This is a genomic window from Perlucidibaca piscinae DSM 21586 (assembly GCF_000420045.1).
Taxonomy (GTDB): domain Bacteria; phylum Pseudomonadota; class Gammaproteobacteria; order Pseudomonadales; family Moraxellaceae; genus Perlucidibaca; species Perlucidibaca piscinae.
The window spans coordinates 675,892-699,581 of sequence record NZ_ATUE01000005.1 but is presented as its reverse complement, the minus strand read 5'-3'; the positions used below and the strand labels follow the sequence as shown (position 1 = coordinate 699,581).

Genomic DNA, 23,690 nt, shown 5'->3' with positions numbered 1-23,690 from the left:
CAGTGCCTCAGCCTGCCAGCCCGAGCTCGACCGTGAGCTGGAGATTGGCCAGCAGACCGGCATGGCGCGGAAACGGATGATCAAGATTCGGCGTGGTCAGACGCAGCTTGCGCGGGAATGGCGGATAGGCGATGTCCCAGTGATGTCCGTGCAAGGTCGCGAGATGGCTGGCCATGGGCAGGTCCAGTCGCGACTGCTGCTGCGTCACCTGCATGTCGTTGTCGGGATCGACCTTGGCCAGGGCCAGATAATCCGCCATCTGGAACGTCGGCACCTCGAACAGGCTGGTAGCGCCGGTGACGTTGAAGAACGGGATGGCCAGCGCGTCCAGCGCGGCACCGTGGCGCTGCAGAAAGGCCTCGCGCTCATGCGTGGTGAGGCTGGCCACGGCCTCGCTGATGGCGTATTCGTCGAGTCGCCGCAGCGTGCCCTTGCGCGTGATGCCAGGCAGCAGCAGGCTGAGGAAGTCGTGCAGATGCTGCGTCACCGCATCCAGTGGCAGACCACGGATCAGGTCATGAATCTTGTTGGCGGTGAACGAGCCGCCGATCGCGCCCGCCCAGGTGAACACCGCCTTCACCTGTGACCGCAGCTCGGGATGCGCCGCCAGCAGGCAGAGAATGTCCGGGCTGCCCTTGCTGTAGCCCATCAGCACCATGTCGCCCGGTGGCGGACCGCTGACCAGCTCGACATCAGCCCCCTGCCCCGGCACCGGCAGGAAACCCCGGCCCTCGCGTACCGCCGCCAGCAAGTCGCTGACATTGGCCTCGCAACCGCGCACCGGATGCGCATCGGCACACAGCACCGGCCAGCCGGCATCCTGCAGGTCGCGCAGCTCCGGCTCGAAGGCATGCACAGGCAGCAGGCCATTGAGGAAACCCGGGCAGAACACCAGCGTGGGCCGCGGGCCGGCTGGCAGCTGTGCCGGCGGCAGGTGGCTGTCCCAGTCCGCTGCCGTGGCCTGCAGCAGGAATCGCTCACCCAGCTGCTGCATGACCGGACGCCGCTTGCCCACCAGGCCACGCAGGCCATGGGCGACCCTGACCGCACGCCGGTCAGCAGTGGCTGCCTGCAGGAACAGGTTGCGCCAGCGCCGCCCGAGCCAGGGCTTGATGGCAGGATCCGCCAGCACGCGACGGTCCTGCTGCACGGCCGTGCGCAGCGCCGCGATGGCCTGCGCATAGCGTGCCTGTGCCAGCAGGTCCAGAACCGCCTGCACGGCAACGGAAGACGATGACGACGGGGCTGATGCGGACATGGGCGACTCCGAGGCGGCAAAGCCTCAGCCTACGGCAAACCCGGCCAGCGTGGCAGCGGTCACGACGACCGGGCGGTCGGCGGCCGGAACGAGGCTCGCGCCTGCGTCACGCGCGCTCGCGCATGGCAGCCGTCGAGGTGGTCGTTGATGAGACCCATGGACTGCATGAAGGCATGAACGGTGGTGGGTCCGAGAAAGCGCCAGCCGCGCCTGCGCAATTCGCGCGCCATGGCCTCCGAGGCCGGACTGGTGGTGTTGGCACAGAGCCAGGGCACGGTGACGGCGGCCGGACGGCTGGCGGGATCCGGCTCGAAGGACCAGACAAAGGCCGCCAGCGAGCCTTCACGCGCGAGCAGCTCCTGCATGCAGCGCGCATTGTGCAGAACCGCCTCGATCTTGCCGCGATGGCGGATGATGCCGGGGTCCTGCAGCAGGCGAAGCACATCGGCGTCGCCCATGCGCGCCATCTCGATCCAGTCGAAATCATGAAAGGCGGCACGGAAGCCGTCGCGCCGGCCGAGGATGGTGCGCCAGCTCAGCCCGGCCTGGAACGACTCCAGGCAGAGCTTCTCGAACAGGCGACGGTCATCGTCGACCGGCATGCCCCACTCGTGATCGTGATAGGCCTGGTACAGGGCATCGCTGCCGCACCAGCCGCAGCGTGGCTGCCCGTCGGCGCCATGAAGAAGTTCCAGTGCCATGACACTCCCCTGTCCATTCCGCATCACGGACATTGAAGCATGACGCGCAGGGAATCGTCATGGCAGCCGCCGCGACGCGAGTGCGGCGACTCAGCGGCTGAACCACCAGTCGGCAAGCGCGTCCCAGACACGGACATCACCGAGGATCGCCATGTGATCGACATTGGCCAGGTCGACACGAGCCAGCGAGGGCGCATCCAGCAGCAGACGCGGATCGTCATGCAGACCCAGCGCGCTCTCCAGCGGCACCAGACCGTCACCGATCCAGTTGCGGGCAGCGGCCATGTCGAGTGCGCCCGCGATGAACAGGTGATGCACATGGTCCGGCAGAGGCTGCGCCAGTTCGCGCGGATCCTCGTGCGCACTGTCATCGATGAGCGCCGACTCGGCGGCCGTGATGAGACCGAAGCGCAGATCCTTGATGGCGGCGCTGCGAATGTTGCCGAGACGCATGAAGGGACGCGTGTAGGGCGAGATCGCCAGCAGCACGTTGGCACGGTTGCCGAGACGCTCCAGCGGCGCACCCTGGTGCGGCGTGGCCACGTAGGCGGCATGACTGACGCGCTCGGGCCAGCGTTGCCCGTTGGCTTCGGCATGGGCAAAGGCACTGCGAATCAGCAGACCGCCCTGGCTGTGTCCGACCAGCACCAGCTCGCGCACCGGGTGGGCGGCCAGCGCCTCCTCCAGCCAGTCAGCGAGATCAGCGCCGTTGCGCCAGATGGCGCGACCGCTGTTGTAGCGCAGGTAGCCGGTGCACCAGCCCTTCTGCTGCAGCACCACCTGGAAGTCACGCTGGGCCGGGGTCTGCCACTCGCGCTCACTCAGGCACAGGCCATGCACGAACAGCGCCACGCGCGCCTTGGGTGACTGCGCCAGCTGCGACCAGGCCAGGGCCTCGCTGTCAGCGGCGCGCAAGGTCATGCCCAGCGCCAGCGGACTTTGCCAGGCCTCCAGCTTGTCGCCGAAGACGCCGTTGGCGGCACTCAGCATCGGCAAGGCCAGCGGATTGGACTGCTTGAGGTCGGCCTGCAGAGGCAGACGCACCAGCAGGCCGGCAGCGGTACGGAAGATGCGCGACACCAGCCGGTAGGGCCAGGGCGCCGACAGACGCGGCGCCGGCGGCGGCGCACCGATGGGCAGCGGCACCTGGTTGATGGTGCCATGCATCTCGGTGACCAGATCGGTGATCTCGGCAGCGGCATGCAGGGCGAGATGGGTCACGCCCTGCCCGCCCCAGAGCCAGGTCTTCCAGTCCGGCTGGCGTGCCGCCATCGGCGGCACCACGATGGATTGAATCTGCATGACGATCCGGCCTCCGTCGCGTTGGCCGTCAGGCGGCCTGTGCCAGACCGGCCGTGTCGTTCTTGGCCAGCAGCACCGGTGCCGCCTTCGGCGTGCTCGGCAGGCTGTGGCGCAGGATGCGACCGACCACGGTGCCGAACTGCTTCCACAGCGGCGCCTTGTTGTAGTTCTGGCCGTACTTTTTGGCGATCACCTGCATCTCTTCCGACATCGCGGCGTAGCGCCAGCCCGGCACTTCCGGGAACAGGTGGTGCTCGATCTGGTGGCTGAGGTTGCCGCTCATGATGTGGAACAGCTTGCCGCCGGTGAGGTTGGCGGAGCCGCGCATCTGACGCAGGTACCACTGGCCGCGGGTCTCGTTTTCCAGCGTCTCGATGGCGAACACTTCCGAATCCTCGGTGAAGTGGCCGCAGAAGATGATGGTGAAGGTCCACAGGTTGCGCATGATGTTGGCGGTGAAGTTGCCCGCCAGCACCGGCAGGAACATCGGACCGGCGAGCAGCGGGAAGAACACGTAGTCCTTGCCCATCTGGCGTCCGGCCTTGCGGAAGGTCGGACGACCCTGCTTGAACCACTCCTTCCAGGTCTTCTCGCCGGCGAAGACCTTTTCGGTCTCCAGCGTCTGCAGCGCCAGCAGGTTCTCGAAGAACACCGCCAGCACGGTGGCCATCAGCGGGTTGGCGAGGAAGCGCGGCTCCCACTTCTGTTCCGGGAAGATGCGCAGCACGCCGTAACCGATGTCATGGTCCTTGCCGAGCACGTTGGTGTAGGTGTGGTGCATGTAGTTGTGGCTGTAGCGCCAGTTGTCGGCCGTGCACCAGGTATCCCACTCGAAGGTCTGGCCCTCGAAGCGCGGGTCCTGCATGAAGTCGTACTGACCGTGCATGACGTTGTGGCCCAGCTCCATGTTGTCGAGGATCTTGGACACGCCGAGCAGGGTCGCGCCGGCCACGAAGGCAGGCGGGAAAATGCCGGCCATGAGCAGACCGCGACCGGCGATCTCGGTGTAGCGCACGGCCTTCTCGATGTTGCGGATGTACTGCGCGTCCTTCTCGCCGACATCAGCCAGATGCTTCTGCTTGAGGGCCTCGACTTCGGCGCCGAAGGCTTCGATCTCGGCGGCGGTCAGGGTACGGCTCTTGCTTGCGGTGAATTGTGTCATGACAGGTCTCCGGACTCGTCTGGCGTTACAGGTCGAGGGTGAGGTCGCCGACGGCGACGCTCACGCAGATGCGCAGGCTGGCGGTGTCGTCAACCGACACGCTGTTGTCCAGCAGATTGCGCGTGACGCCACCGGACTTGCCGCAGGCGCAGGTATTGCAGATGCCCATGCGGCAGCCAGAGCGCGGCTTGATGCCCTGTGCCTCGAGGGCGTCCAGCAGCGGCATGCCGCCGGGCACGGTGATTTCGCGACGCGACTTGCTCAGGGTCAGCTTGACCATGGCAGCCGTTTCGGTCGGCACGAACACCGGCGGCGTGAACGCTTCGGCGTGGAAGGCCGCAGCCTTCTCCTCGCAGATCGCCGCCACCGCCTTCATGAAGCCGGTCGGACCGCAGACAAAGACCGCACGCTCGGACAGATCGGCGACGGTAGCCGCGAACTGCTCCTGGCTCGGGCGACCCATCAGCTCGCCAGCCGGTTCGGCCGGAGCCTGCTCCACCACCGGCTGCACACGCAGGCGGGGATGGCGGGCAGCCAGTTCCTGCAGCTCCTTGCCGAAGATCAGGTCTTCGCGGCTGCGGGCCCAGTACATCAGGACCACATCGGCCGGCATGCCCTGCTTGGCGAGCTCGCGGATCATGCTCATCAGCGGGGTGATGCCGCTGCCGGCCGCGAGAAAGAGGAACTTCTCATCGCCCTTGAGCACCGGCAGCACCATGTCGCCGAAGGGACTGGCCAGCTCAAGACGGTCACCGACCTGCACCGAATCGACCAGGTGGTTGCTGACACGGCCGCCCGGAACGCGCTTGACGGTGATGGCGATCAGGCCGGCACTGCTCGGCGCTTCGCTGAAGCTGTAGGAACGGGTGTGGCGAACGCCATCGACCTCGACCGTGAGATTGATGTGCTGACCGGCCTGGAAACCCGGGAAGTTGCTGTTCGGCTGCAGCACCAGGGTGACGGTGTCAGCGGTTTCCATCCAGCGTGCGACGACGCGGGCAATGGTGCGCTCGACGCGCTGGTCGGATCCGAGCTCGGCGGCCCAGAAATCCACGAATGAGGCGCCCAGGACCGACTTGACGGTGCGGTTGAACAAGGGCTTGAGTACAAATTGCGACGACATGATGCGTCTCCAAGTGAACGACTACACACTCAGAGTACATACGTACATCACAACAGTCAACACATGTTCACTAAATTATTATGTGTTCACCCGGATCCGTTGCACGCCGGCACCGGATCCGGGCGACAGCATCAGTCCAGAACCGGCAGCCGCAACGGACGCAAGGCCTCCTGCAATTGCGGAAGCACCACTTCGGCCTGCTGCCAGCCCCACTGGAAGGCCTTGTCGAAGACCTCGTCGGAGGGCAGCAGGTTGACCGGAGACGGGGTCGGCTCGAAGCGCTGCAGCCAGTCGTAGTAGCGACGCTGGGCGGTCAGCTGGGACTGGATCATCTGCGTGACCGGGAACAGCCAGGTATGGCCGGCGCCCCACTGCGGGTGGAAGCAGTCGAGCGCGACATAGTAGGCATTGCGGGTGCCGATGCGTCCGGACTCGACGCCTTCCCAGGCCGCTCGCGCCGGCACGTTGGCCACGGTGCCGCCATCCATGAAGGCGAACAGGCCGTGCTCCTCGCGCAGCGTCTTGAGGATGGCCATGCTCTGGGGGTCCTCGCGCCAGGGCGCATACTGCAGCACGCCCGGGATGGCGGAAGACAGGCCGATGGCATCCACGACACGCAGCTCGCGCGTGAGCTCGTCGCGTCCCAGCACCAGCTCCTTGGTCACCTGCGGATTGAAGTAGCTGATCAGCTGCACCATGCGCTCGGCAATCTGCAACGGCATGCCGAGCAGGTGCGAACGACGCTGCGGCAACTGCGGCATGTCGGCATAGGCTGACATGCGCACGCCAGCGATCATGGCGTCATAAGGCACCGCCAGATCCTTGATGCGCAACGGCGACCCGTCAGGGTGACACAGCATCTTGTCCATGCCGCGCAGATGCAGCCGCACCAGTCCCGGCAGGCTGAGCGCACTGCCCACCTTGGGCTGGGCAAAGATGTGCCGCACCTTGAGGCCCTTGGCCCAGGCCATCAGCGCCTCGACATCCGGCTCGCGGTCACGCGCCATCAGGCCGCCCAGCAAGGCACCAATGGAAGCCCCCACGATGTAGGACGGTGCCAGCCCGGCCTCGCGCAGTCGTGCCACGAAGCCGATGTAGACATAGCCCGAGCCGCCACCACCACCCGGTGCCAGCACCAGCACCTTGTGGCAGACCTCGGCATCGAGCTCGGCGGCCGAGAAATCGTTGACATGCGCCGCCAGCAGGGCGTGACGCGCGCTCTTCAGCGCCACGCGCACGCTGTCGATCTGCTGGCGCACCTGGGCCAGGCGCAGAATCACGTTGCGCTGTTCGCGCAACGGCCCGTAGAGCTGATCCAGCAGCACCTGGCGCAGCACGTCCAGCGGCTCGCCATGCAGCTCGATTTCCTGCCTGCCGGCGTCCTTGCGCCCCTGGGGACCGGCAGCGCCGGGCAGGAAGCGCTCCAGACGCGCCAGCACCAGGGCATAGCGCAAGAGCTCGTAATCAGCTGCCGGCAGCACGTCCGGACGCGCAAGGTGGCTGCGGATCAGTGCCGCCTCCATGCGCTTGATGCGCAGGCGTGCAGTCTCGGTCGGCAGGATGCTCATGGGCAGGCTCAGCCGGCGTTCTGCTTGCGCAGCAGGTCACGGATCTCGGTGAGCAGCTTTTCCTCGGCCGTGGGCTCCGGAGCAGCGGCCGGGGCAGGCTCGGGGGCCGGCTCGGCACGCTTCAGCGCATTGACGCCCTTGACCGCCATCATGATGGCAAAGGCGATGATGATGAAGTCGAACACGGCCTGGATGAACTTGCCATAGGCCAGCAGCACCGCCGGGGCATCGCCTTCGGCAGCCTTCAGGGTGATGGCCAGATCGCTGAAGTTGACACCGCCAACCAGCAGGCCGATCGGCGGCATGACCAGGTCACCGACAAACGACGACACGATCTTGCCGAACGCGGCACCGATGATGACAGCAACCGCCAGATCAATGACGTTGCCACGTACCGCAAACTCGCGGAACTCTTTTGCCAGACTCATTATTCGCTCCTCGCCAGGGTTTCGTTGCGACAGCCGGCCCGGAGTGGCCGGCGGGTCACCGCATTGTTCCGTGCCGGCAGCAGCCTGTCTAGGCGTTGTTCGGCGGGGCGCCGGCCGGAGACCGCCGCTGCTATACTGCCGCCCAGTCCGACTACGCCCCCGCGCCCCGCGCGCTCGACCTGGAGTCTTTTCATGTCCGGCATCACCCTCGCCGCCTACCTGCGTGACGCACAGCGTGCCCATGGCCGTCTGCCCGACGACCTGATCCAGACCCTGGAAATCACCGCGACCACCTGCGAACGCATCAGTGCCGCCCTGCAACGCGGCGCCCTCGCGGGCATCCTGGGCATGGCCGGCAGCGAGAACGTGCAGGGCGAGGATCAGAAGAAGCTGGATGTCATCGCCAACGACATGCTGCTCGATGCCCATGCCAGCGGCGGCCACCTGGCCGGCATGGCGTCCGAGGAAATGGATGACCCCTTCCCCATTCCCGACGGGGTCAGCCGCGGTCGCTACCTGCTGCTCTTCGACCCGCTCGACGGCTCCTCCAACATCGACATCAACGCCCTGACCGGCACCATCTTCTCGGTGCTCGCCACTGCCCCGGACGCAGACACCACCCGGGTGACGCCATTCCTGCAGCCGGGCACGGCACAGGTCGCCGCCGGCTATGCGGTCTACGGCCCGGCCACGCAGCTGGTGCTGACCCTTGGCCACGGCGTCGACGCCTTCACCCTGGATCCCGAGCAAGGCGCCTTCATCCTGACCAGCGAGGGCATGCGCATTCCCGAGGCCACCCAGGAATTCGCCATCAACATGTCGAACCAGCGCCACTGGGAGGCACCGGTGCAGCGCTATGTCGCCGAGCTGCTCGCGGGCAAGACCGGCGTGCGCGGCAAGGACTTCAACATGCGCTGGGTCGCGGCCATGGTCGCCGACATTCACCGCATCCTCACGCGTGGCGGCATCTTCCTCTATCCGCTGGACAGCAAGACTGCCGCCAAGGGTGGCAAGCTGCGCCTGATGTACGAGGCCAACCCCATGGCCTGGCTGATCGAGCAGGCCGGCGGTGCCGCCAGCACCGGTCGTGAACGCATCCTCGACCTCGCTCCGAGCGGGTTGCACCAGCGTGTCGCGGTGATTCTCGGCGCCCGCGAGGAAGTCGAGCGCGTCGCCGGCTATCACGCCAGCTGACGCCATGTCCTTCGCCCGCCTGCTCTGGCGCATCACCCTGCTGTGTGCCGGCCTGCTGCTGGCACTGCAGCTGTGGTACCTCGCCCATGTGCTGTGGTGGATCAAGTTCGACCCGGTCGAGACCGCCTTCATGGCCGCGCGCCTGGACGTGCTGCAGGAGGAAGACCCCGACGCCACGCTGAAGCAGCGCTGGGTGCCTTACGAGAAGATCTCGCGGCACCTGAAACGCAGCGTGATGGCGGCCGAGGACAGCCTGTTCATGCAGCACAACGGGTTTGACTGGGAAGGCATCCAGTATGCCTTCGAGCGCAACCTGAAGAAGGGACGACTGGTCGCGGGTGGCTCGACCATCAGTCAGCAGCTGGCCAAGAACCTGTTCCTGAACGGGCGTCGCACGCCCTGGCGCAAGGCCCAGGAGGCGGCGATCACGGTCATGCTGGAGCAGACCATGAGCAAGCGGCGCATCTTCGAGATCTATCTCAACGTGATCGAATGGGGCGATGGCGTGTATGGCGCCGAGGCTGCCGCACGCCACCATTTCGGCGTGTCAGCGGCCAACCTGTCACCTCGGCAGGCGGCACGGCTGGCAGCGATGATTCCGCGTCCGCGCTTCTACGACGAGCGCGGCAGCACCCGCTACCTGGAGCGCCGCACCGGCACCATCCTCAAGCGCATGCGTCTGGTGCAACCGCCACGCTAGACAGGTAGCGCAAGGTGCCGACGAAGACCGCGTGAACATTGGCGGTCATGCCGTCGAGGTCGGCCTCGAAGTCGGTCAGCACCCAGCGTGACGCGGTGGCGATGATGGAGCCGATGAGGGCATTCGCGAGCAGATCCGGCTGCAGGGGTGACGGCAGCTGCTGCAGCGCCAGCGGATGCGCCACCTGGATCAGCAGGGCGGCAAAGTCCTCGATGGTGACCCGGTACAGCATGTCGACGCGCTCGCTGATGCCCAGCACCTCGATGAACAGGATGCGGGCAATGCGCGGGTCCTCGCGCATGGCGGCAAAGAAGGCCTTGAGCGCGGTCAGCGCCATTGTCTCGACATCGCCACCCGCCCCCACCAGCAGCGACGACAGCACGCGCTCGCGCAGACGCTGGACGCAGAACTCGTAGACGCTGCACAGCAGGTCTTCGCTGTTCTCGAAGGATTCGTAGAAATAGCGCTCGGTCAGCCCGGCCGAGGCGCAGATGCTGCGCACGGTGGCATTGTGATAGCCACGCACCCCGAACACGTCGAGGCCGGCATCGATGAAGCGCTGCCGGCGTTCGGCCCGGCGCACTTCCTCGCTGACGCCACGGTAGCGGCGGCCGCTGTCCGTGGCGGCGGCGCGCGGCGCGCGCGGGGAACGGGTGGAAGTCGTGGTCACGGCCTGGCTCCTGTTCAGATGGCGGGTCAGCGGCGAGGCTGCAGGCCGCGCGCAGCCGCCGCCACTTCGTAGCAATCGTCGACATGGCGCATGGCAAGCTGGCGCATGACCCAGTAGCCCATGGCGCCGGCAATGATCTGCCCGCCCAGCGGAATGAACTTGGCCACCTGACGGGTGACGATGCGGATCCAGAACGACTGCAGGCTGCGCTGGATCAGGGTCCGCGTGATGACCATGCCGATGAGGGCGCTGCCGCGCTCGGCACGGCGCTTCCAGACCTGCAGACGGCTGGGCTCGGACATGGCATCGATCTGCTCGGGGGCGAGACCGAAACGCTCATTGATCTCGGGGATCAGCGTGTAGAGCACGCCGACATCGACCACGAGGTCAAGCAGCGGCACCGGCATCGCGGCCGCGCCGGCCGAGACCCAGGACATGCGCTTGACGCGCTGCAGGCACTGGTCGCGAATCGCATCAAGCTCGGCATCGCCATAACGCTGCACGGACACACTGCACCTCATCGCTGTGACATGAGCCGGCATCATAACGCGAGATGGCAGGCAGCGCCGGCAATAGTGTTATATTATAACAATGCAAACCTGATAAACTGCCGGATACTGCCATGCCCTTGTCGCGACCGCTCACCCTGACACCCCTCTCGCTGGGACTGCTGCTGGCCTCCCTGCCCGCCCGCGCCGAGCTGCCCGCCCCGACCCCCGAGGCGCGCGAGCTGCTGGAGATCACCGTCTCCGCCAGCCCGCTGGGACGCACGGCGGACGATCTGGTGCAACCCGTGACCGTATTGGCCAATGAGTCGCTGGCCAGCAAGCGCCGCGGCACCATCGGCGCCACCCTGGAGCAGGAGCTCGGCGTCAGCAGCACCGACTTCGGCACCGGCGCCGGTCGCCCGGTGATCCGCGGCCAGTCTGGACCGCGCGTGGAACTGCTCAGCAACAGCCTGGGCACCATGGACGTGTCCAACCTCAGCCCTGACCATGCCGTCGCCAGCAATCCGCTGATCGCGCGCCAGATCGAGATCCTGCGCGGCCCGGCCACCCTGCTTTACGGCAACAGCGCCATCGGCGGCGCCGTCAATGTCATCGACAACCGGCTGCCGTCCTTCGTCACGCCCGGCCTGAACGGGCAACTGGAGGCCTTCACCGGCACCGTGGCCAATGAGCGCGGCGTGTTCGGCGACATCAATCTGGGCAGCGGTCGTCATCAGCTGCATGCCGACTTCACGCGCACCCGCGCCGATGACTACGACATTCCCGGCCTCGCCGACCGCGACGGCGATGCCGGCGCCGGCAATGGCAGCCTGCGCAACAGCTTCACCCGCAGTGACGAGACCGCGCTCTCGTACAGTCTGGCGAGCGAGGATGGCAACTCGGCCGGGATCGCCCTGACCCGGCTCGAGAGCCGTTACGGCCTGCCCGGACATGGCGGGCACGATCATGGCGGCATGCCGGGCGCTGCGGAAGGTTCACCCTTCATTGACCTGGAGCAGACCCGCATCGACACCCAGCTGACCCGGCGCAACCCCTGGCAGGGCATCGAGTCTCTGCGCTTCCGGCTTGGCCAGGCGCGCTATCGCCACACCGAATTCGAGGCGCCGGGCGAGGCCGGCACGCGCTTTCGCAACCACGAAACCCAGGGACGCGCCGAACTGGTTCACGCGCCGCGCAAAGGCTGGCGTGGCGTTCTCGGCCTGCAGGCAGGCCAGCGCCGCTTCCAGTCCAGTGGCGAGGAAGCCTACGTGAATGCCGGCGAACAGGTGGCGACCGACAGCCTCGGCGTTTTTGTCATCGAGGAGCGCCAGACCGGGCTCGGCAAGGTCGAGCTGGGCCTGCGCCTGGACCAGGTCAGCCATGATCCCTCGGGAGACAATCCGGCACGCCGCTTCACGGCGACCAGCGCCTCGGCCGGCCTGATCCACGATCTGGCCAGCGACACCCACCTCAAGGTCTCGCTCAGCCACGCCGAACGCGCACCGGCCCTGGAAGAGCTCTATGCCGACGGTCCGCACCTGGCCACCGAAACCTTCGAGCGCGGCAACACGCGCCTGCGCAGGGAGCAGGCGCAGACCCTGGACATCGGCATCGATCACCATGCCGGCCGTGTCGACATCGAAGCCAACGTCTTCTACAAGCAGGCGCGTGACTACATCTTCCTGGATGTCGACACCGATGCCGCCGGCAACGCCGTGCGCGTCGACGAGGACGGCGTTGTCGAGGCGGATGGCGAGTTCCTGTCCACCCGCTACGCCCAGACACCCGCCACCTTCATCGGCTACGAGGCGGCCGTGGACGTGGCACTGCTGCGCCAGCCTGCCGGCCAGCTGGGCGTTCGCCTGTTCACCGATGCCGTGCGCGGACGCTTCGATGACCGCGCCAACGCGCCACGCCAGACCCCGACACGGGTGGGCATCACGGTGCATGGCCACTACCGCGACCTGGCTGGCAACCTGGGCTACACCCGCTACAACCGGCAGGATCGTGTCAGCCTGGGCGAGTCGGAGGCCGCCGGCTACGACCTGCTGGACGCCGACCTGACCTGGCGCCTGCCGGTGTCGGGACGTCATCTCGGCCGCCCCGAACTCTATGTACGCGGCAACAACCTGCTCAACGCCGAGGTCCGTCGTGCCACTTCCTTCATCAAGGATGTGGCGCCGGCTCCGGGTCGTGGTGCGGTTGTCGGCATCCGCCTGCCGTTCTGAGCCGACGGCGGGCGCTCCGGCCTGCGTTGACCGCAGCGCAGGCAATCGCTACCGTTCGCGCATCGACCACGGAGTGATGTCATGAGCAGCAGCCCGACCGCCCCCGACTTTGAGCAGGCCATCAGCGCCCTGGAGCAGCAGGTGCGCCTGCTCGAAGGCGGCGAACTGAGTCTGGAGGATGCGCTCAAGGCCTTCGAGGCCGGCGTGCAGCTGACCCGGCAGTGCCAGCAGGCACTGGACCAGGCTGAGCAGAAGGTGCAGCTGCTGATGGCGCGCGCCGACGGGCGCGTCGACACCGCCGACTTCACGCCCGCCAGTGACGATGCCTGAGCTGCCCTCCCTGCTGCAGCACAGCCGCGAGCGCTTCGAGCCGCTCTGCGCGCAGGCGCTGGCAACCCGCAACAGCCTTGACCCGCGCCTGATCGCGGCGATGCGTCATGCCATGCAGAACGGCGGCAAGCGCGTGCGCCCGGCACTGGCCTGGGGCGCCTGCCTGGCTGTCGGTGGCGACTGGTCACAGGCCGATGCCGCCGCCCTCGCCGTGGAGTGCATACACGGCTACTCACTGGTCCACGATGACCTGCCCTGCATGGACGACGACGACCTGCGTCGCGGCCAGCCCACCTGCCATCGCCAGTTCGACGAAGCCACCGCCCTGCTCGCCGGCGATGCCCTGCAAGCCATGGCATTCCAGCTGCTGGGTGAAAGCGTCGTGCCGGCCGAGGTGCGCGGCGCCCAGCTCACGACACTGGCACAGGCCGCCTTCGACATGGTGGTGGGCCAGCGCCTGGATCTGTCCGCCGAAGGCCGCCAGATTGATCGTGACGCGCTGGAGCAGATCCATGCCCACAAGACCGGCGCCCTGATCCGTGCCGCGGTCGCGCTGGGCGCGCTGGCCGGCGGTGCCGACGCCAGCCAGCGCAAGGCCCTGGATGACTATGCCCGCCATCTCGGCCTGGCCTTCCAGGTCCGTGACGACATTCTCGACGTGATCGGCGATACCGCCGTGCTCGGCAAGCAGGCCGGGGCCGACCAGGCACTGGAGAAGTCAACCTATCCCGCCCTGCTCGGGCTGGAGGCAGCGCAGGTACTGGCTGGCTCGCTGCACGAGCAGGCCGTGGCAGCGCTCGCCGGACTGGGCAGCGCTGCCACACCGCTGCATGAGCTGGCGCATTTCCTGCTGCAGCGCGACCACTGACGCCACTGCCGTCGTTGCCGCTATAATCTCCCACACTCCGCATCAGGATGATGACCCCGATGTTCCACGAAATTCCGCTCAGTCGTCCGCACACGCCGCTGCTGGACCAGGTGCCGACGCCGGACAAGCTGCGCGAATTGCCGGAGGAAGCCCTGCCCGAGCTGGCACGCGAACTGCGCGAATACCTGCTCTGGTGCACCGGGCAGACCGGCGGACACTTCGGGGCGGGCCTCGGCGTCATCGAGCTCACCATCGCCCTGCACTACGTCTACAACACCCCGAGCGATCGCCTGGTCTGGGATGTCGGCCACCAGGCCTATCCGCACAAGATCCTCACCGGTCGCAAGGACGCCATGCTGGGCATACGCCAGAAGGACGGCCTCGCCGCCTTCCCGCGTCGTGAGGAATCGCCCTACGACACCTTTGGCGTCGGCCACTCCTCGACCTCGATCTCGGCCGCACTGGGCATGGCGCGTGCCGCCCAGCTCACGGGCAGCGACCGCAAGGTGGTCGCGGTGATCGGTGATGGCGCGATGACCGCCGGCATGGCTTTCGAAGCGCTCAATGACGCCGCGCACCAGAAGGCCGACATGCTGGTCATCCTCAACGACAACCAGATGTCGATCTCCAAGGCGGTGGGCGGCCTGTCCAACTACTTCTCGCACATCTGGGCGAGCAAGAGCTACATCGCGCTGCGTGAGGGCGGCAAGCGCGTGCTGCAGTCGATGCCGGCCGCGATGAACTTCGCCCGCCGCAGCGAGGAAAGCCTGAAGACCCTGGTCACCGACTCGCCCGGCGCATTGTTCGAATCCATAGGTTTCAACTACGTGGGTCCGGTCGACGGCCACAACCTCGACGAGCTGGTGCGCACCATCGAAAATCTGCGCGAGGCGCGTGGCCCGCAGCTGCTGCATGTGTTCACCACCAAGGGCAAGGGCTTTGCACCGGCCGAGGCCGACCCCATCGGCTACCACGCCATCACCAAGATCGCGCCCGCCAGCCAGCGCCAGCAGGCCGCTCCTGCGCGCCCGGCCGGGCGCAAGTATTCGGATGTCTTCGGTGACTGGCTGTGCGACACCGCCGCCAGCGACCTGCGCGTGGTGGGCATCACCCCGGCCATGTGCGAAGGCTCGGGCATGGTGCGTTTCGCCGCCGAGCACCCGGACCGCTACCATGACGTGGCCATTGCCGAGCAGCATGCCGTGACCTTTGCCGCCGGCCTCGCCTGCGAAGGCCTGAAGCCGGTGGTGGCGATCTACTCGACGTTCCTGCAGCGCGGCTACGACCAGCTCGTGCATGACGTGGCCCTGCAGAACCTCGACGTGACCTTCGGCATAGACCGTGCCGGTCTCGTCGGCGAGGACGGCCCCACGCATGCCGGCGCCTACGACATCGCCTACCTGCGCTGCATCCCCAACATGGTCATCGCCACCCCCAGTGACGAACTCGAATGCCGCCTGCTGCTGAATACCGCCTGGCTGCATCCCGGTCCGGCCGCCGTGCGCTATCCGCGCGGCACCGGCCCGGGCGCCGAGGCCGGCAGCTCGCTGGACAGCGTGCCGCTGGGTCGTGGCAGGCTGCGGCAGCGCGGCAGCGAGGTCGCCATCCTGAACTTCGGCGCCCGCCTGCAGGCCGTTCAGGAAGCCGCCGCGACGCTGGTTGCCGACGGCCTGCCCATGCCCAGCGTGGCTGACATGCGCTTCGTGAAGCCGCTGGACGAGGCCATGGTGCGCGAACTGGCAGCCAGCCACCGCCTGCTGGTCACGGTCGAGGAGCATGCCATCGCCGGTGGCGCCGGCAGCGCCGTCAGCGAATTCCTGGCCACCGCCGGCATCACCTTGCCGGTGCTTCATGTGGGCATTCGTGACGCCTTCATCGAGCACGGCACACCGGCGCAGATGCTGGCCGACTGCGGTCTCGACAGCACCAGCATTGCCGACGCCATCCGTCAACGCCTGTCCGGGCTCTGACGGCAATTCGCTGCCGACGCATCGGCTGCCCTCGCCATCCGTCCGGGCTACCGCTTGGCGGCACCTGCTTGACCGCGCACGGCAACGCGCTAAGGTGGAAGAACGGCTGATCGCCGCCATCCGCCAGGAGCGTGCTCATGCTGCATTCGATACGTGTCGGTGACTACATGGCTACCCAGCTGGTCTGCGTGACGCCGGGCATGACCATAGACCAGGCCATCAAGGTATTGCTCAACCACCGCATCTCCGGTGCGCCGGTGATCGAGAATGGCGAGCTGCTGGGCATGTTCTCGGAATCAGACTGCCTGGCCGAGATCATCCAGGCCGGCTACTACGAGAGCAACGCCGGCCTGGTGAGCGACGTCATGCGTGCTCCGGTCGACACCATTCATGTCGACGAGAGCATTCTCCGCGCGGCGGAAGTGTTCCAGCGCGAACATCGCCGACGTCTGCCGGTGGTCAATGATCTGGGTGTGGTGATCGGACAGATCAGTCGTCGCGACATCCTGCGCGCCATGGACGACCTCACCCACCAGTCGCTGGCCGCCCACCACGCCGTGACGCACATGGGCGAACTCGGCAGCTGACGGACGCTCAGACCTCTCCGTCAGGCAGCATGTGCCCCATCTTGTCGGTCTTGGTCTGCATGTAACCCTGGTTGTGCGGGTTCAGCCCGGTGATCAGCGGCACGCGCTCGACCACCGTGATGCCATGAGCCTGCAGCGCCGCCACCTTGAGCGGGTTGTTGGTCATCAGGCGCACGCAGCTCACGCCCAGGTGGCGCAGCATGTCCTCGCACATCGCGTACTCACGCAGATCGGCATCAAAGCCCAGCTGTTCGTTGGCTTCGACCGTGTCGGCACCGGCATCCTGCAGGGCATAAGCCCGGATCTTGTTGACCAGGCCGATGCCGCGCCCTTCCTGGCGCAGATACAGGATGACACCGCGCTGTGCCGCCGCCACCTGCGTCATGGCCGCTTCCAGCTGCGGGCCGCAGTCGCAGCGCAGGCTGCCGAAGCCGTCGCCGGTCAGGCACTCGGAATGCACGCGCGCCAGCACGGGCTGGCCATCCGCCAGGTCACCCATGCTCAGGGCGATGTGCTCCTTGCCGGTTTCCGTGTCCTGGAAGGCATGGATGCTGAACTCGCCATGGCGGGTGGGCAGACGCGAGGCCGCTACGAAATCGAATGACACCGGGCGCACTCCGGGAAGACAGGAAGCGGGATTGTAGCAAACCCCCGGGGCTTAGCGGACTATGCCAAACCAGCCGGTCTCGGGGGCCGGCAGCCAGGGCAGCACGGCCCAGAGCACGATGGCAGCCATGACCCCGGCAATCAGGTCGTCGAGCATGATGCCGAGGCCGCCATGCACGCGGCGATCGGCCCAGCGCACCGGCCACGGCTTCCAGATGTCGAAGACACGGAACAGCACGAAGCCGAGCAGCACCGCGAGCACATGATGCAGGTCCCAGTGATAGAACGGCACCAGCGGCATCAGCGCGATCCACTGACCGACAAACTCGTCCCAGACGATGCCGGGATGGTCATGCACGCCCATGGCCTTGGCGGCCTCGCCGCAGATGACGATGCCGAGCAGCGCCGCCACCACGACCCAGCCGGCGTAGAAGGCCAGCGGCATGCTCGCCAGGGCCGCGAACCAGAGTACCGCCAGCGCGGAGCCGGCAGTGCCCGGCGCCTTCGGGCTGCGTCCGGTGCCGAAGCCGAAGGCTAGCAGATCAAGGGCGCGAGGCAGGCGGGGAATCGGTGGGTGCTTGGTCATCGGAGGATCCGGAAAAGTGGAGATAGCCGGTCGGCAGCTCATGCTCCCAAGGTCGGCCTGCCGCGGTCAAGCGCAGGCCGGCTGACGACAGGATGTCGCCGATGCAGGTCAGCGGCAGCGCCAGACTGGCCGACAGGGCCATGATCTCGTCATGGCGATGTGCCGGCGCCGTGAACAGCAGCTCGTAATCATCACCGGCGGCCAGCGCCCAGCGCGTTGCCTGCAGCGGATCCTGGCTGGCGCACCAGGCCTGCAGGGCTGGCGACAGCGGCAGTGCGTCGACCTGCAGCTCGGCCCCCACCCCGGATGCCGCCAGCAGATGCCCGAGATCCTGCAGCAGGCCATCGGATACATCGAGGGCGGCACTGGCCAGTCCGCGCAGGGCCAGGCCCAGCGCCAGCCGGGGGGTCGGCCGCGCCAGCCTTGCCAGGGCCAGGCTGCGAGCCTCGGCAGGCAGGCAGGCCCGCACCGGTTCCGGCAGCGTGGACAGGCTCAGTGCCAGCCCGAGACCGGCATCACCGGGATAGCCGCTGACGTAGAGTCGATCACCCGCGCTGGCACCCGTCCGGCGCAAGGCATCCGTGACCGCTACGGCACCGAGCGCCGTCACCGTGATCGACAGCGGTCCGCGCGTGGTGTCACCACCAATCAGTGGCACACCGGCCTGTTGCGCGAGCGCGAAGAAGCCGGCGCTGAACGCGCCGAGCCAGGCCTCGTCAGCTTCGGGCAGGGTCAGCGCGAGGGTCACCCCGAGCGGACGCGCCGCCATTGCGGCGAGATCCGACAGGTTCACCGCCAGCGCCTTCCAGCCGATGTCGAAGGCGTCGGCATGGTGCGGAAAATGGCGCCCGGCAACCAGGGTATCGGTGGTTACCGCCAGGCTCTCGCCCGGCGGCAGCTGCAGCAGGGCGGCATCATCGCCGATGCCCAGCTGCAGCCAGGGTGCCGCCCCGGTGTCACGACGGAAGAAGTGACCGATCAGGTCGAACTCGTCACGCGCCATGGCTGTCAGCAGCGGTCATGCCACCATGCTCAGTCGCGCTCATGCGGACGCAGCATCGGCGCCAGCGTATCGAGCACGCCGTTGATGTACTTGTGCGACTCGGCCGCCCCGAAGGTCTTGGCGAGCTCGATGCCCTCGTTGATGACCACGCGATACGGCACGTCGACACGGTACTTGAGCTCGTAGGTGCCGATGCGCAGGGTGGCCAGCTCGACCGGATCCAGCGAGCCGAAGGCACGATCCAGATGCGGCGTGAACAGGGCATCCAGCTCCTCGGCATGGCGAGGCACTTCGTGCAGCAGGGCATGGAAGTAGTCGAGATCGACCTTGTGCATGGCGTTCTCGACGCGATAACGCGCCTCGATCTCCCAGGACGGATTGCCCGAGAGCTGCCATTCGTAGAGGCCCTGCAGCGCAAAGCGGCGAGCCTTGCGGCGCGCCGAGGGCGTGGGACCGGCAGACTGGGTCATGACTCAGCCCACCGCCTTCAGCACCGAGATCATCTCGATGGCGACCATGGCGGCATCCGCACCCTTGTTGCCGGCCTTGGTGCCGGAGCGCTCGATGGCCTGCTCGATGGAGTCGACCGTGAGCACGCCGAAGCTGACCGGCAGGCCGGAATCCAGCGACACCACACCCAGGCCCTTGGCGCATTCGCCGGCAACATAGTCGAAGTGCGGCGTGCCACCACGGATCACGGCACCGAGCGCGATGATGGCGTCGTACTTGCCCGAACCGGCCAGCTTCTTGGCGATCAGCGGCAGCTCCCAGGCACCCGGCACGCGAATGATGGTGATGTTGCCGTCACTGACGCCATGACGCTTGAGGGCGTCCAGGGCGCCATCGAGCAGGGACTCGACGACAAAGCTGTTGAAGCGGCCAACGGCAATCGCGTAGCGGGCGTCGGCATTCTGGAAGGTGCCTTCCAGGGTCTTGATCTGACTCATGATGATTCCTCGTTGCAGGGAGTGGAAAGTGGCGACGACGGTTATTCCGTGGCCACGTATTCGACAATCTCCAGACCGAAGCCGGAGAGTGCGTTGAACTTCAGGGGCGAACTGAGCAGGCGCATCCTGCGCACGCCCAGATCACGCAGGATCTGCGAGCCGACACCGATGTTGCGGTACATGCCTGCCGACTCCGCGGTACGGATGCGATTGGCGAAGAAGTCCTCGATCTGGTCATGCATGTCGCGCGAGGCAAAGTCCTGCCCGAGCAGCACGACAACACCCGCCTCGGCCTCGGCAACGGCCGACAGGCTCTTGTTCAGACTCCAGCCGACACGTCCGTGGAACGAGGCCTGCAGCAGGTCACGCATGGGATTGAAGGCGTGCACACGGACCGTCGGCAAGGCACAGGTGGCGAGCTCGCCACGCACCAGGGCGACATGGGTGGCGTCATTGCCGGCCTCGCGATAGACACGCATGCGGAAATCGCCGAAGGCGGTGGCGAGCGGCTTGTCGAGCACGCAGGTGACCGTCTTCTCGTTGACCATGCGGTAATGGATGAGGTCGGCAATGGTGCCGATCTTGAGACCGTGCTGCTCGGCAAACTGCTCGAGGTCGGGACGGCGCGCCATGGTGCCGTCATCGTTCATGATCTCGCAGATCACCCCGGCCGGCTCGAGGCCGGCCAGTCGCGGCAGATCGCAGGCCGCCTCGGTGTGACCGGCGCGATGCAGCACGCCGCCCGGCTCCGCCATGAGCGGGAAGATGTGACCCGGCTGGACAATGTCGGAGGCCCTGGCATCACGGGCGGCGGCGACCTGCACGGTGCGGGCACGGTCGGCCGCGGAAATGCCGGTGGTGACCCCTGTGGCGGCCTCGATGGACACCGTGAACTTGGTGCCGTAGCCGGAGCCGTTGTTCTGCACCATGAGACCGAGATCGAGCTGCTGGCAGCGCTCACGCGTCATCGGCATGCAGATCAGGCCGCGCGCGAAACGCGCCATGAAGTTGATGTCCTCTGCACGGCAGAACTGCGCCGCCATGACGATGTCACCCTCGTTCTCGCGATCCTCGTCATCCATGAGCACGACCATGCGGCCCTGGCGGATGTCCTCGATCAACTCTTCCACGGTATTCAGTTTCATGCGCGTTCAGTCTCGCAGATCATGGGGTAATGACTCGGGATGGCGCAGGCGCATCCAGAGCACGCAAACAGGCGTGGCGCACACGCCGGACTTCCAGCCCGAGGGCATCTCGCGGCAGGCGCCGATCCGGCGCCTCCCAGTCACGCACATCCAGGGCCAGCACGTCGGTCAGGCCGAAGCTGGTCTGGCCGCCATAGGCAAAGGCATCGCGGATGCAGCTGCACAGGGCCTGGCGCTGACCGGCCGCCACCGTGGCATCACTCAGGCAGGCCTGCATGAAGCGCTCCTCACGGGCCTGGGCAAAGTCTGCCGCCATCGCCGGCGTCGCCAGCAGCAGTGCCAGCAGCAGTGCCGGCAGTAACGCTTTCTCAGCGCCGGCCATAGCCGTTTTCCTGCAGCATGGCGAGGGTGATGCCGCCACTGCCCGCCGCAGACGACGGTTGCGCCGCACGCTCGCCGAGCAGCAGGCGCTCCAGATAGCGCGCGAGAATATCGACTTCCAGATTCAGACGCACGCCCGGCGCCCAGCCGCTGATGTTGGTTTCCTGCACCGTGTGCGGCACGATGTTGAGATCGAAGATGGCACCATCAATCGCGTTGATGGTCAGGCTGATGCCATCGGTGGTGATGGAGCCCTTCTCCGCCATGTACTTCGCCAGCTCGTCCGGCGCCTTCACGCGGTAGCGGATGGAACGCGCATCCGGCTGCACCGACAGCACTTCGCCGACGCCGTCGACATGACCGCTGACCAGGTGACCACCCAATCGGGTGGTCGGCGTCAGTGCCTTCTCCAGGTTGACGCGCTGACCCACCGTGAACGATGCCAGCGTGGAGCGCTGCACGGTCTCGCGCGACACGTCGGCGACATACCAGTCACTGCCACGCTCGACCACGGTCAGGCAGACGCCGTTGGTGGCGATCGAGTCGCCCAGCTTGACGTCGCTCATGTCGAGCTTGCCGACCGCCACGGTCAGGCGCAGGTCGCCATTGCGCGGCTCCATGCGCCGCACCGTCCCGACGGCCTCGATGATGCCTGTGAACATTCCCGTCTCCTTATTCGACTGGCTGCGGACGCAGCAGCCAGCGCACATCGCTGCCGACAAAGCGCTGGTCCGCAACCCGGAAGCGCAGGCTCTCGGCCATGCGCTGCAGCGGCAGGCTGGCCAGTGGCCGTGCCTCGGAACCGAGCAGCATCGGCGCCTGGTAAAGCACCACCTCATCCACCACGGCAGCCTGCAGGAAGGCGCCGACCAGGGTCGGACCGGCCTCCAGCAGCACCTCGGAGTGGCCGCGGGCAGCAAGCTCCTGCAGCACGGCCACCGGATCAGGCCTGCCGGCGGCATCCGCCGGTACCGCCAGCAGCTGCGCACCGGCCGCCGCCAGCGCGCGAGCACGCTCGGCGCGCACCGGATCCGTGCCGGACAGGGCAGCAACCAGGTCGTCGCCACTGCGCAGCAGCTCGCCGCAGGTCACCACCAGCGTATCACCCGGCAGGTGCAGCACGCGCGCGGTCAAGGGCAGACGCAACTCGGTGTCAAGAATCACCCGCAGCGGCTGGCGCACGTCAGCTGGCGACCAGCTCTCCGGCGCGTCGTCCCGGTCCGGGCACAGGGGGCGTGCATCCAGCCAGTCACCCGGGCGCACGATGAGCCCCGGATCGTCCGCAAGAATGGTGCCGATGCCGGTGATCAGGGCGCTGCTGGCGGCACGCCAGCGCTGCACGTCACGACGCGCCTCGGTACCGGTGATCCACTGCGACTCGCCGGAAGCCATCGCGGTGCGTCCGTCCAGGCTGCTGGCCACCTTGGCACGCAGCCAGGGCAGTCCGCCGCGCATGCGGCGCAGAAAGCCGGCATTGAGCGCTTCGGCCTGATCACGCAGCAGCCCGGCATCCACCGTGATGCCGGCAGCCTGCAGGCGCGCCACGCCCTGCCCGGCCACCAGCGGATTGGCATCCAGGCAGGCCACCACCACGCGCGTCACGCCAGCCCGCACCAGGGCATCGGCACAGGGCGGCGTGCGACCGTGGTGGGCGCAGGGCTCGAGCGTGACATAGGCCGTGGCGCCACGCGCCGCCTCGCCAGCCTCGCGCAGGGCATGCACCTCGGCATGCGGCTCGCCGGCCCGGACATGGAAACCCTGCCCGAGCACACGGTCGCCCCGGGCGATGACACAGCCCACGCGCGGATTCGGATGCGTGGTGAACAGGCCGCGCCCGGCCAGGCGCATGGCTGCTGCCATGTGCTGATGATCCTGCGCGGAAAACACCCCGGACGGCGTCACGCGTCCCCCATGCCCTGGCCGGCATCACGCAGGTTGTCGATCTCGGCCCGGAAGGCATCGACATCCTGGAAATCGCGATACACCGAGGCGAAGCGCACGTAGGCCACGGAGTCGAGCTGCTTGAGCTCGGCCATGACCAGCTCGCCGATCAGGCGCGACTTGACCTCGCGCTCGCCGGTGGCGCGCAGCTTGTGCAGGATGTGATTGAGGGCGGCGTCGATGCGATCCATGCTGACCGGGCGCTTCTGCAGCGCATGCAGCATGCCGTGACGCAGCTTGTTCTCGTCAAAGGGCTGGCGCGTGCCATCGGACTTGATGACGCGCGGGATGACCAGTTCGGCGGTCTCGAAGGTGGTGAAACGCTCGCCGCAGGACACGCATTCGCGGCGGCGGCGGATCTGGTCACCCTCGGCGACCAGACGCGAGTCGATCACCTTGGTGTCTTCCGCCTGGCAGAAAGGACAATGCATCGTAAAGAACCATCCTGTGTTTCATCAATCACAGTGAATAGACGGGCTCAACCGTCAACGCAAGCCCGATGAC

26 protein-coding genes are annotated in these 23,690 nt (G+C 67.0%); 7 read left to right on the top strand and 19 right to left on the bottom strand.

Going from position 1 to position 23,690, the window contains the following annotated elements; all coding sequences use genetic code 11:
* Positions 1 to 7: 7 nt before the first annotated feature.
* The 7 genes from F595_RS0103475 to mscL form a co-directional block, all read right to left on the bottom strand.
* A complete protein-coding gene (locus F595_RS0103475) occupies positions 8 to 1,258 on the bottom strand; it encodes a hypothetical protein (RefSeq protein WP_156873779.1) in 1,251 nt (416 codons plus the stop codon).
* 59 nt (positions 1,259 to 1,317) lie between these two features.
* Positions 1,318 to 1,959: a DNA-3-methyladenine glycosylase I gene (locus F595_RS0103470; protein WP_022955483.1), complete on the bottom strand. Its 642-nt coding sequence runs from the start codon at positions 1,957 to 1,959 to the stop codon at positions 1,318 to 1,320.
* A 90-nt stretch (positions 1,960 to 2,049) separates the two neighbouring features.
* Positions 2,050 to 3,261, bottom strand: a complete 1,212-nt coding sequence (locus F595_RS0103465) for an esterase/lipase family protein (protein WP_022955482.1) — start codon at positions 3,259 to 3,261, stop codon at positions 2,050 to 2,052.
* A gap of 28 nt (positions 3,262 to 3,289) precedes the next feature.
* Positions 3,290 to 4,423: a fatty acid desaturase family protein gene (locus F595_RS12565; RefSeq protein ID WP_022955481.1), complete on the bottom strand. Its 1,134-nt coding sequence runs from the start codon at positions 4,421 to 4,423 to the stop codon at positions 3,290 to 3,292.
* A gap of 25 nt (positions 4,424 to 4,448) precedes the next feature.
* Positions 4,449 to 5,546, bottom strand: coding sequence for a ferredoxin reductase (locus F595_RS0103455; protein WP_026913188.1), 1,098 nt, complete (start codon positions 5,544 to 5,546; stop codon positions 4,449 to 4,451).
* A gap of 131 nt (positions 5,547 to 5,677) precedes the next feature.
* Positions 5,678 to 7,114 carry a patatin-like phospholipase family protein gene (locus F595_RS12560; RefSeq protein WP_022955479.1) on the bottom strand — a complete coding sequence of 479 codons (1,437 nt, stop codon included), beginning with the start codon at positions 7,112 to 7,114 and terminating at the stop codon, positions 5,678 to 5,680.
* Positions 7,115 to 7,122: 8 nt separating this feature from the next.
* Positions 7,123 to 7,542 (bottom strand): large-conductance mechanosensitive channel protein MscL, encoded by a 420-nt coding sequence (gene mscL / locus F595_RS0103445; RefSeq protein ID WP_022955478.1) that lies wholly within the window; start codon positions 7,540 to 7,542, stop codon positions 7,123 to 7,125.
* A 192-nt stretch (positions 7,543 to 7,734) separates the two neighbouring features.
* On the opposite strand from mscL, the gene F595_RS0103440 reads away from it, so the two are divergent.
* Together F595_RS0103440 and mtgA are read left to right on the top strand one after the other, a co-directional pair.
* The gene (locus tag F595_RS0103440; RefSeq protein ID WP_022955477.1) at positions 7,735 to 8,736 is read left to right on the top strand and encodes a class 1 fructose-bisphosphatase; all 1,002 of its coding nucleotides are present in this window, start codon (positions 7,735 to 7,737) and stop codon (positions 8,734 to 8,736) included.
* 4 nt (positions 8,737 to 8,740) lie between these two features.
* Positions 8,741 to 9,436 carry a monofunctional biosynthetic peptidoglycan transglycosylase gene (gene mtgA / locus F595_RS0103435; RefSeq protein ID WP_022955476.1) on the top strand — a complete coding sequence of 232 codons (696 nt, stop codon included), beginning with the start codon at positions 8,741 to 8,743 and terminating at the stop codon, positions 9,434 to 9,436.
* On the opposite strand, the gene F595_RS12555 is transcribed toward mtgA, so the two are convergent.
* On the bottom strand, positions 9,402 to 10,106 hold the full coding sequence (locus F595_RS12555) for a TetR/AcrR family transcriptional regulator (RefSeq protein ID WP_022955475.1): 705 nt from the start codon (positions 10,104 to 10,106) through the stop codon (positions 9,402 to 9,404). The genes mtgA and F595_RS12555 overlap by 35 nt on opposite strands.
* Before the next feature lie 26 nt (positions 10,107 to 10,132).
* Positions 10,133 to 10,615 carry a hypothetical protein gene (locus F595_RS0103425; protein ID WP_022955474.1) on the bottom strand — a complete coding sequence of 161 codons (483 nt, stop codon included), beginning with the start codon at positions 10,613 to 10,615 and terminating at the stop codon, positions 10,133 to 10,135.
* 113 nt (positions 10,616 to 10,728) lie between these two features.
* Here F595_RS0103425 and F595_RS12550 point away from each other — a divergent pair, with 113 nt between their 5' ends.
* From F595_RS12550 to F595_RS12545, 5 genes are all read left to right on the top strand, one after another.
* A complete protein-coding gene (locus tag F595_RS12550; protein WP_022955473.1) occupies positions 10,729 to 12,822 on the top strand; it encodes a TonB-dependent receptor in 2,094 nt (697 codons plus the stop codon).
* Between the two features lie 81 nt (positions 12,823 to 12,903).
* Entirely contained in the window at positions 12,904 to 13,152 is a 249-nt protein-coding gene (locus F595_RS0103415) for an exodeoxyribonuclease VII small subunit (protein WP_022955472.1), read from the top strand.
* Entirely contained in the window at positions 13,145 to 14,020 is an 876-nt protein-coding gene (locus F595_RS0103410; RefSeq protein WP_022955471.1) for a polyprenyl synthetase family protein, read from the top strand. Before F595_RS0103415 ends, F595_RS0103410 begins: the two co-directional genes overlap by 8 nt.
* A gap of 50 nt (positions 14,021 to 14,070) precedes the next feature.
* Positions 14,071 to 15,990, top strand: coding sequence for a 1-deoxy-D-xylulose-5-phosphate synthase (gene dxs, locus F595_RS0103405; RefSeq protein WP_026913185.1), 1,920 nt, complete (start codon positions 14,071 to 14,073; stop codon positions 15,988 to 15,990).
* A 137-nt stretch (positions 15,991 to 16,127) separates the two neighbouring features.
* The gene (locus F595_RS12545) at positions 16,128 to 16,577 is read left to right on the top strand and encodes a CBS domain-containing protein (RefSeq protein ID WP_022955469.1); all 450 of its coding nucleotides are present in this window, start codon (positions 16,128 to 16,130) and stop codon (positions 16,575 to 16,577) included.
* Between the two features lie 7 nt (positions 16,578 to 16,584).
* Here the strand turns inward: F595_RS12545 and ribA are convergent, their stop codons facing one another.
* The 10 genes from ribA to nrdR are packed head-to-tail and all read right to left on the bottom strand — an operon-like array spanning position 16,585 to position 23,617.
* Complete coding sequence (gene ribA / locus F595_RS0103395; RefSeq protein WP_022955468.1) at positions 16,585 to 17,184, bottom strand: GTP cyclohydrolase II; 600 nt, start codon at positions 17,182 to 17,184, stop codon at positions 16,585 to 16,587.
* Between the two features lie 51 nt (positions 17,185 to 17,235).
* Complete coding sequence (locus F595_RS0103390) at positions 17,236 to 17,769, bottom strand: phosphatidylglycerophosphatase A family protein (protein WP_022955467.1); 534 nt, start codon at positions 17,767 to 17,769, stop codon at positions 17,236 to 17,238.
* Positions 17,726 to 18,772 (bottom strand): thiamine-phosphate kinase, encoded by a 1,047-nt coding sequence (gene thiL, locus F595_RS12540; RefSeq protein WP_022955466.1) that lies wholly within the window; start codon positions 18,770 to 18,772, stop codon positions 17,726 to 17,728. The genes F595_RS0103390 and thiL overlap by 44 nt, the downstream gene beginning before the upstream one ends.
* A 29-nt stretch (positions 18,773 to 18,801) precedes the next feature.
* Entirely contained in the window at positions 18,802 to 19,242 is a 441-nt protein-coding gene (nusB, locus tag F595_RS0103380) for a transcription antitermination factor NusB (RefSeq protein ID WP_022955465.1), read from the bottom strand.
* A gap of 3 nt (positions 19,243 to 19,245) precedes the next feature.
* A complete protein-coding gene (gene ribH / locus F595_RS0103375) occupies positions 19,246 to 19,719 on the bottom strand; it encodes a 6,7-dimethyl-8-ribityllumazine synthase (protein ID WP_022955464.1) in 474 nt (157 codons plus the stop codon).
* Positions 19,720 to 19,760: 41 nt separating this feature from the next.
* Positions 19,761 to 20,864, bottom strand: a complete 1,104-nt coding sequence (gene ribBA, locus F595_RS0103370; protein ID WP_022955463.1) for a bifunctional 3,4-dihydroxy-2-butanone-4-phosphate synthase/GTP cyclohydrolase II — start codon at positions 20,862 to 20,864, stop codon at positions 19,761 to 19,763.
* 19 nt (positions 20,865 to 20,883) lie between these two features.
* On the bottom strand, positions 20,884 to 21,246 hold the full coding sequence (locus F595_RS0103365; protein ID WP_022955462.1) for a hypothetical protein: 363 nt from the start codon (positions 21,244 to 21,246) through the stop codon (positions 20,884 to 20,886).
* Positions 21,233 to 21,907, bottom strand: a complete 675-nt coding sequence (locus F595_RS0103360; protein ID WP_022955461.1) for a riboflavin synthase — start codon at positions 21,905 to 21,907, stop codon at positions 21,233 to 21,235. The genes F595_RS0103365 and F595_RS0103360 overlap by 14 nt, the downstream gene beginning before the upstream one ends.
* A gap of 10 nt (positions 21,908 to 21,917) precedes the next feature.
* The gene (gene ribD, locus F595_RS0103355; protein WP_265596737.1) at positions 21,918 to 23,132 is read right to left on the bottom strand and encodes a bifunctional diaminohydroxyphosphoribosylaminopyrimidine deaminase/5-amino-6-(5-phosphoribosylamino)uracil reductase RibD; all 1,215 of its coding nucleotides are present in this window, start codon (positions 23,130 to 23,132) and stop codon (positions 21,918 to 21,920) included.
* A gap of 11 nt (positions 23,133 to 23,143) precedes the next feature.
* A complete protein-coding gene (gene nrdR, locus F595_RS0103350; protein ID WP_022955459.1) occupies positions 23,144 to 23,617 on the bottom strand; it encodes a transcriptional regulator NrdR in 474 nt (157 codons plus the stop codon).
* Positions 23,618 to 23,690: the final 73 nt, after the last annotated feature.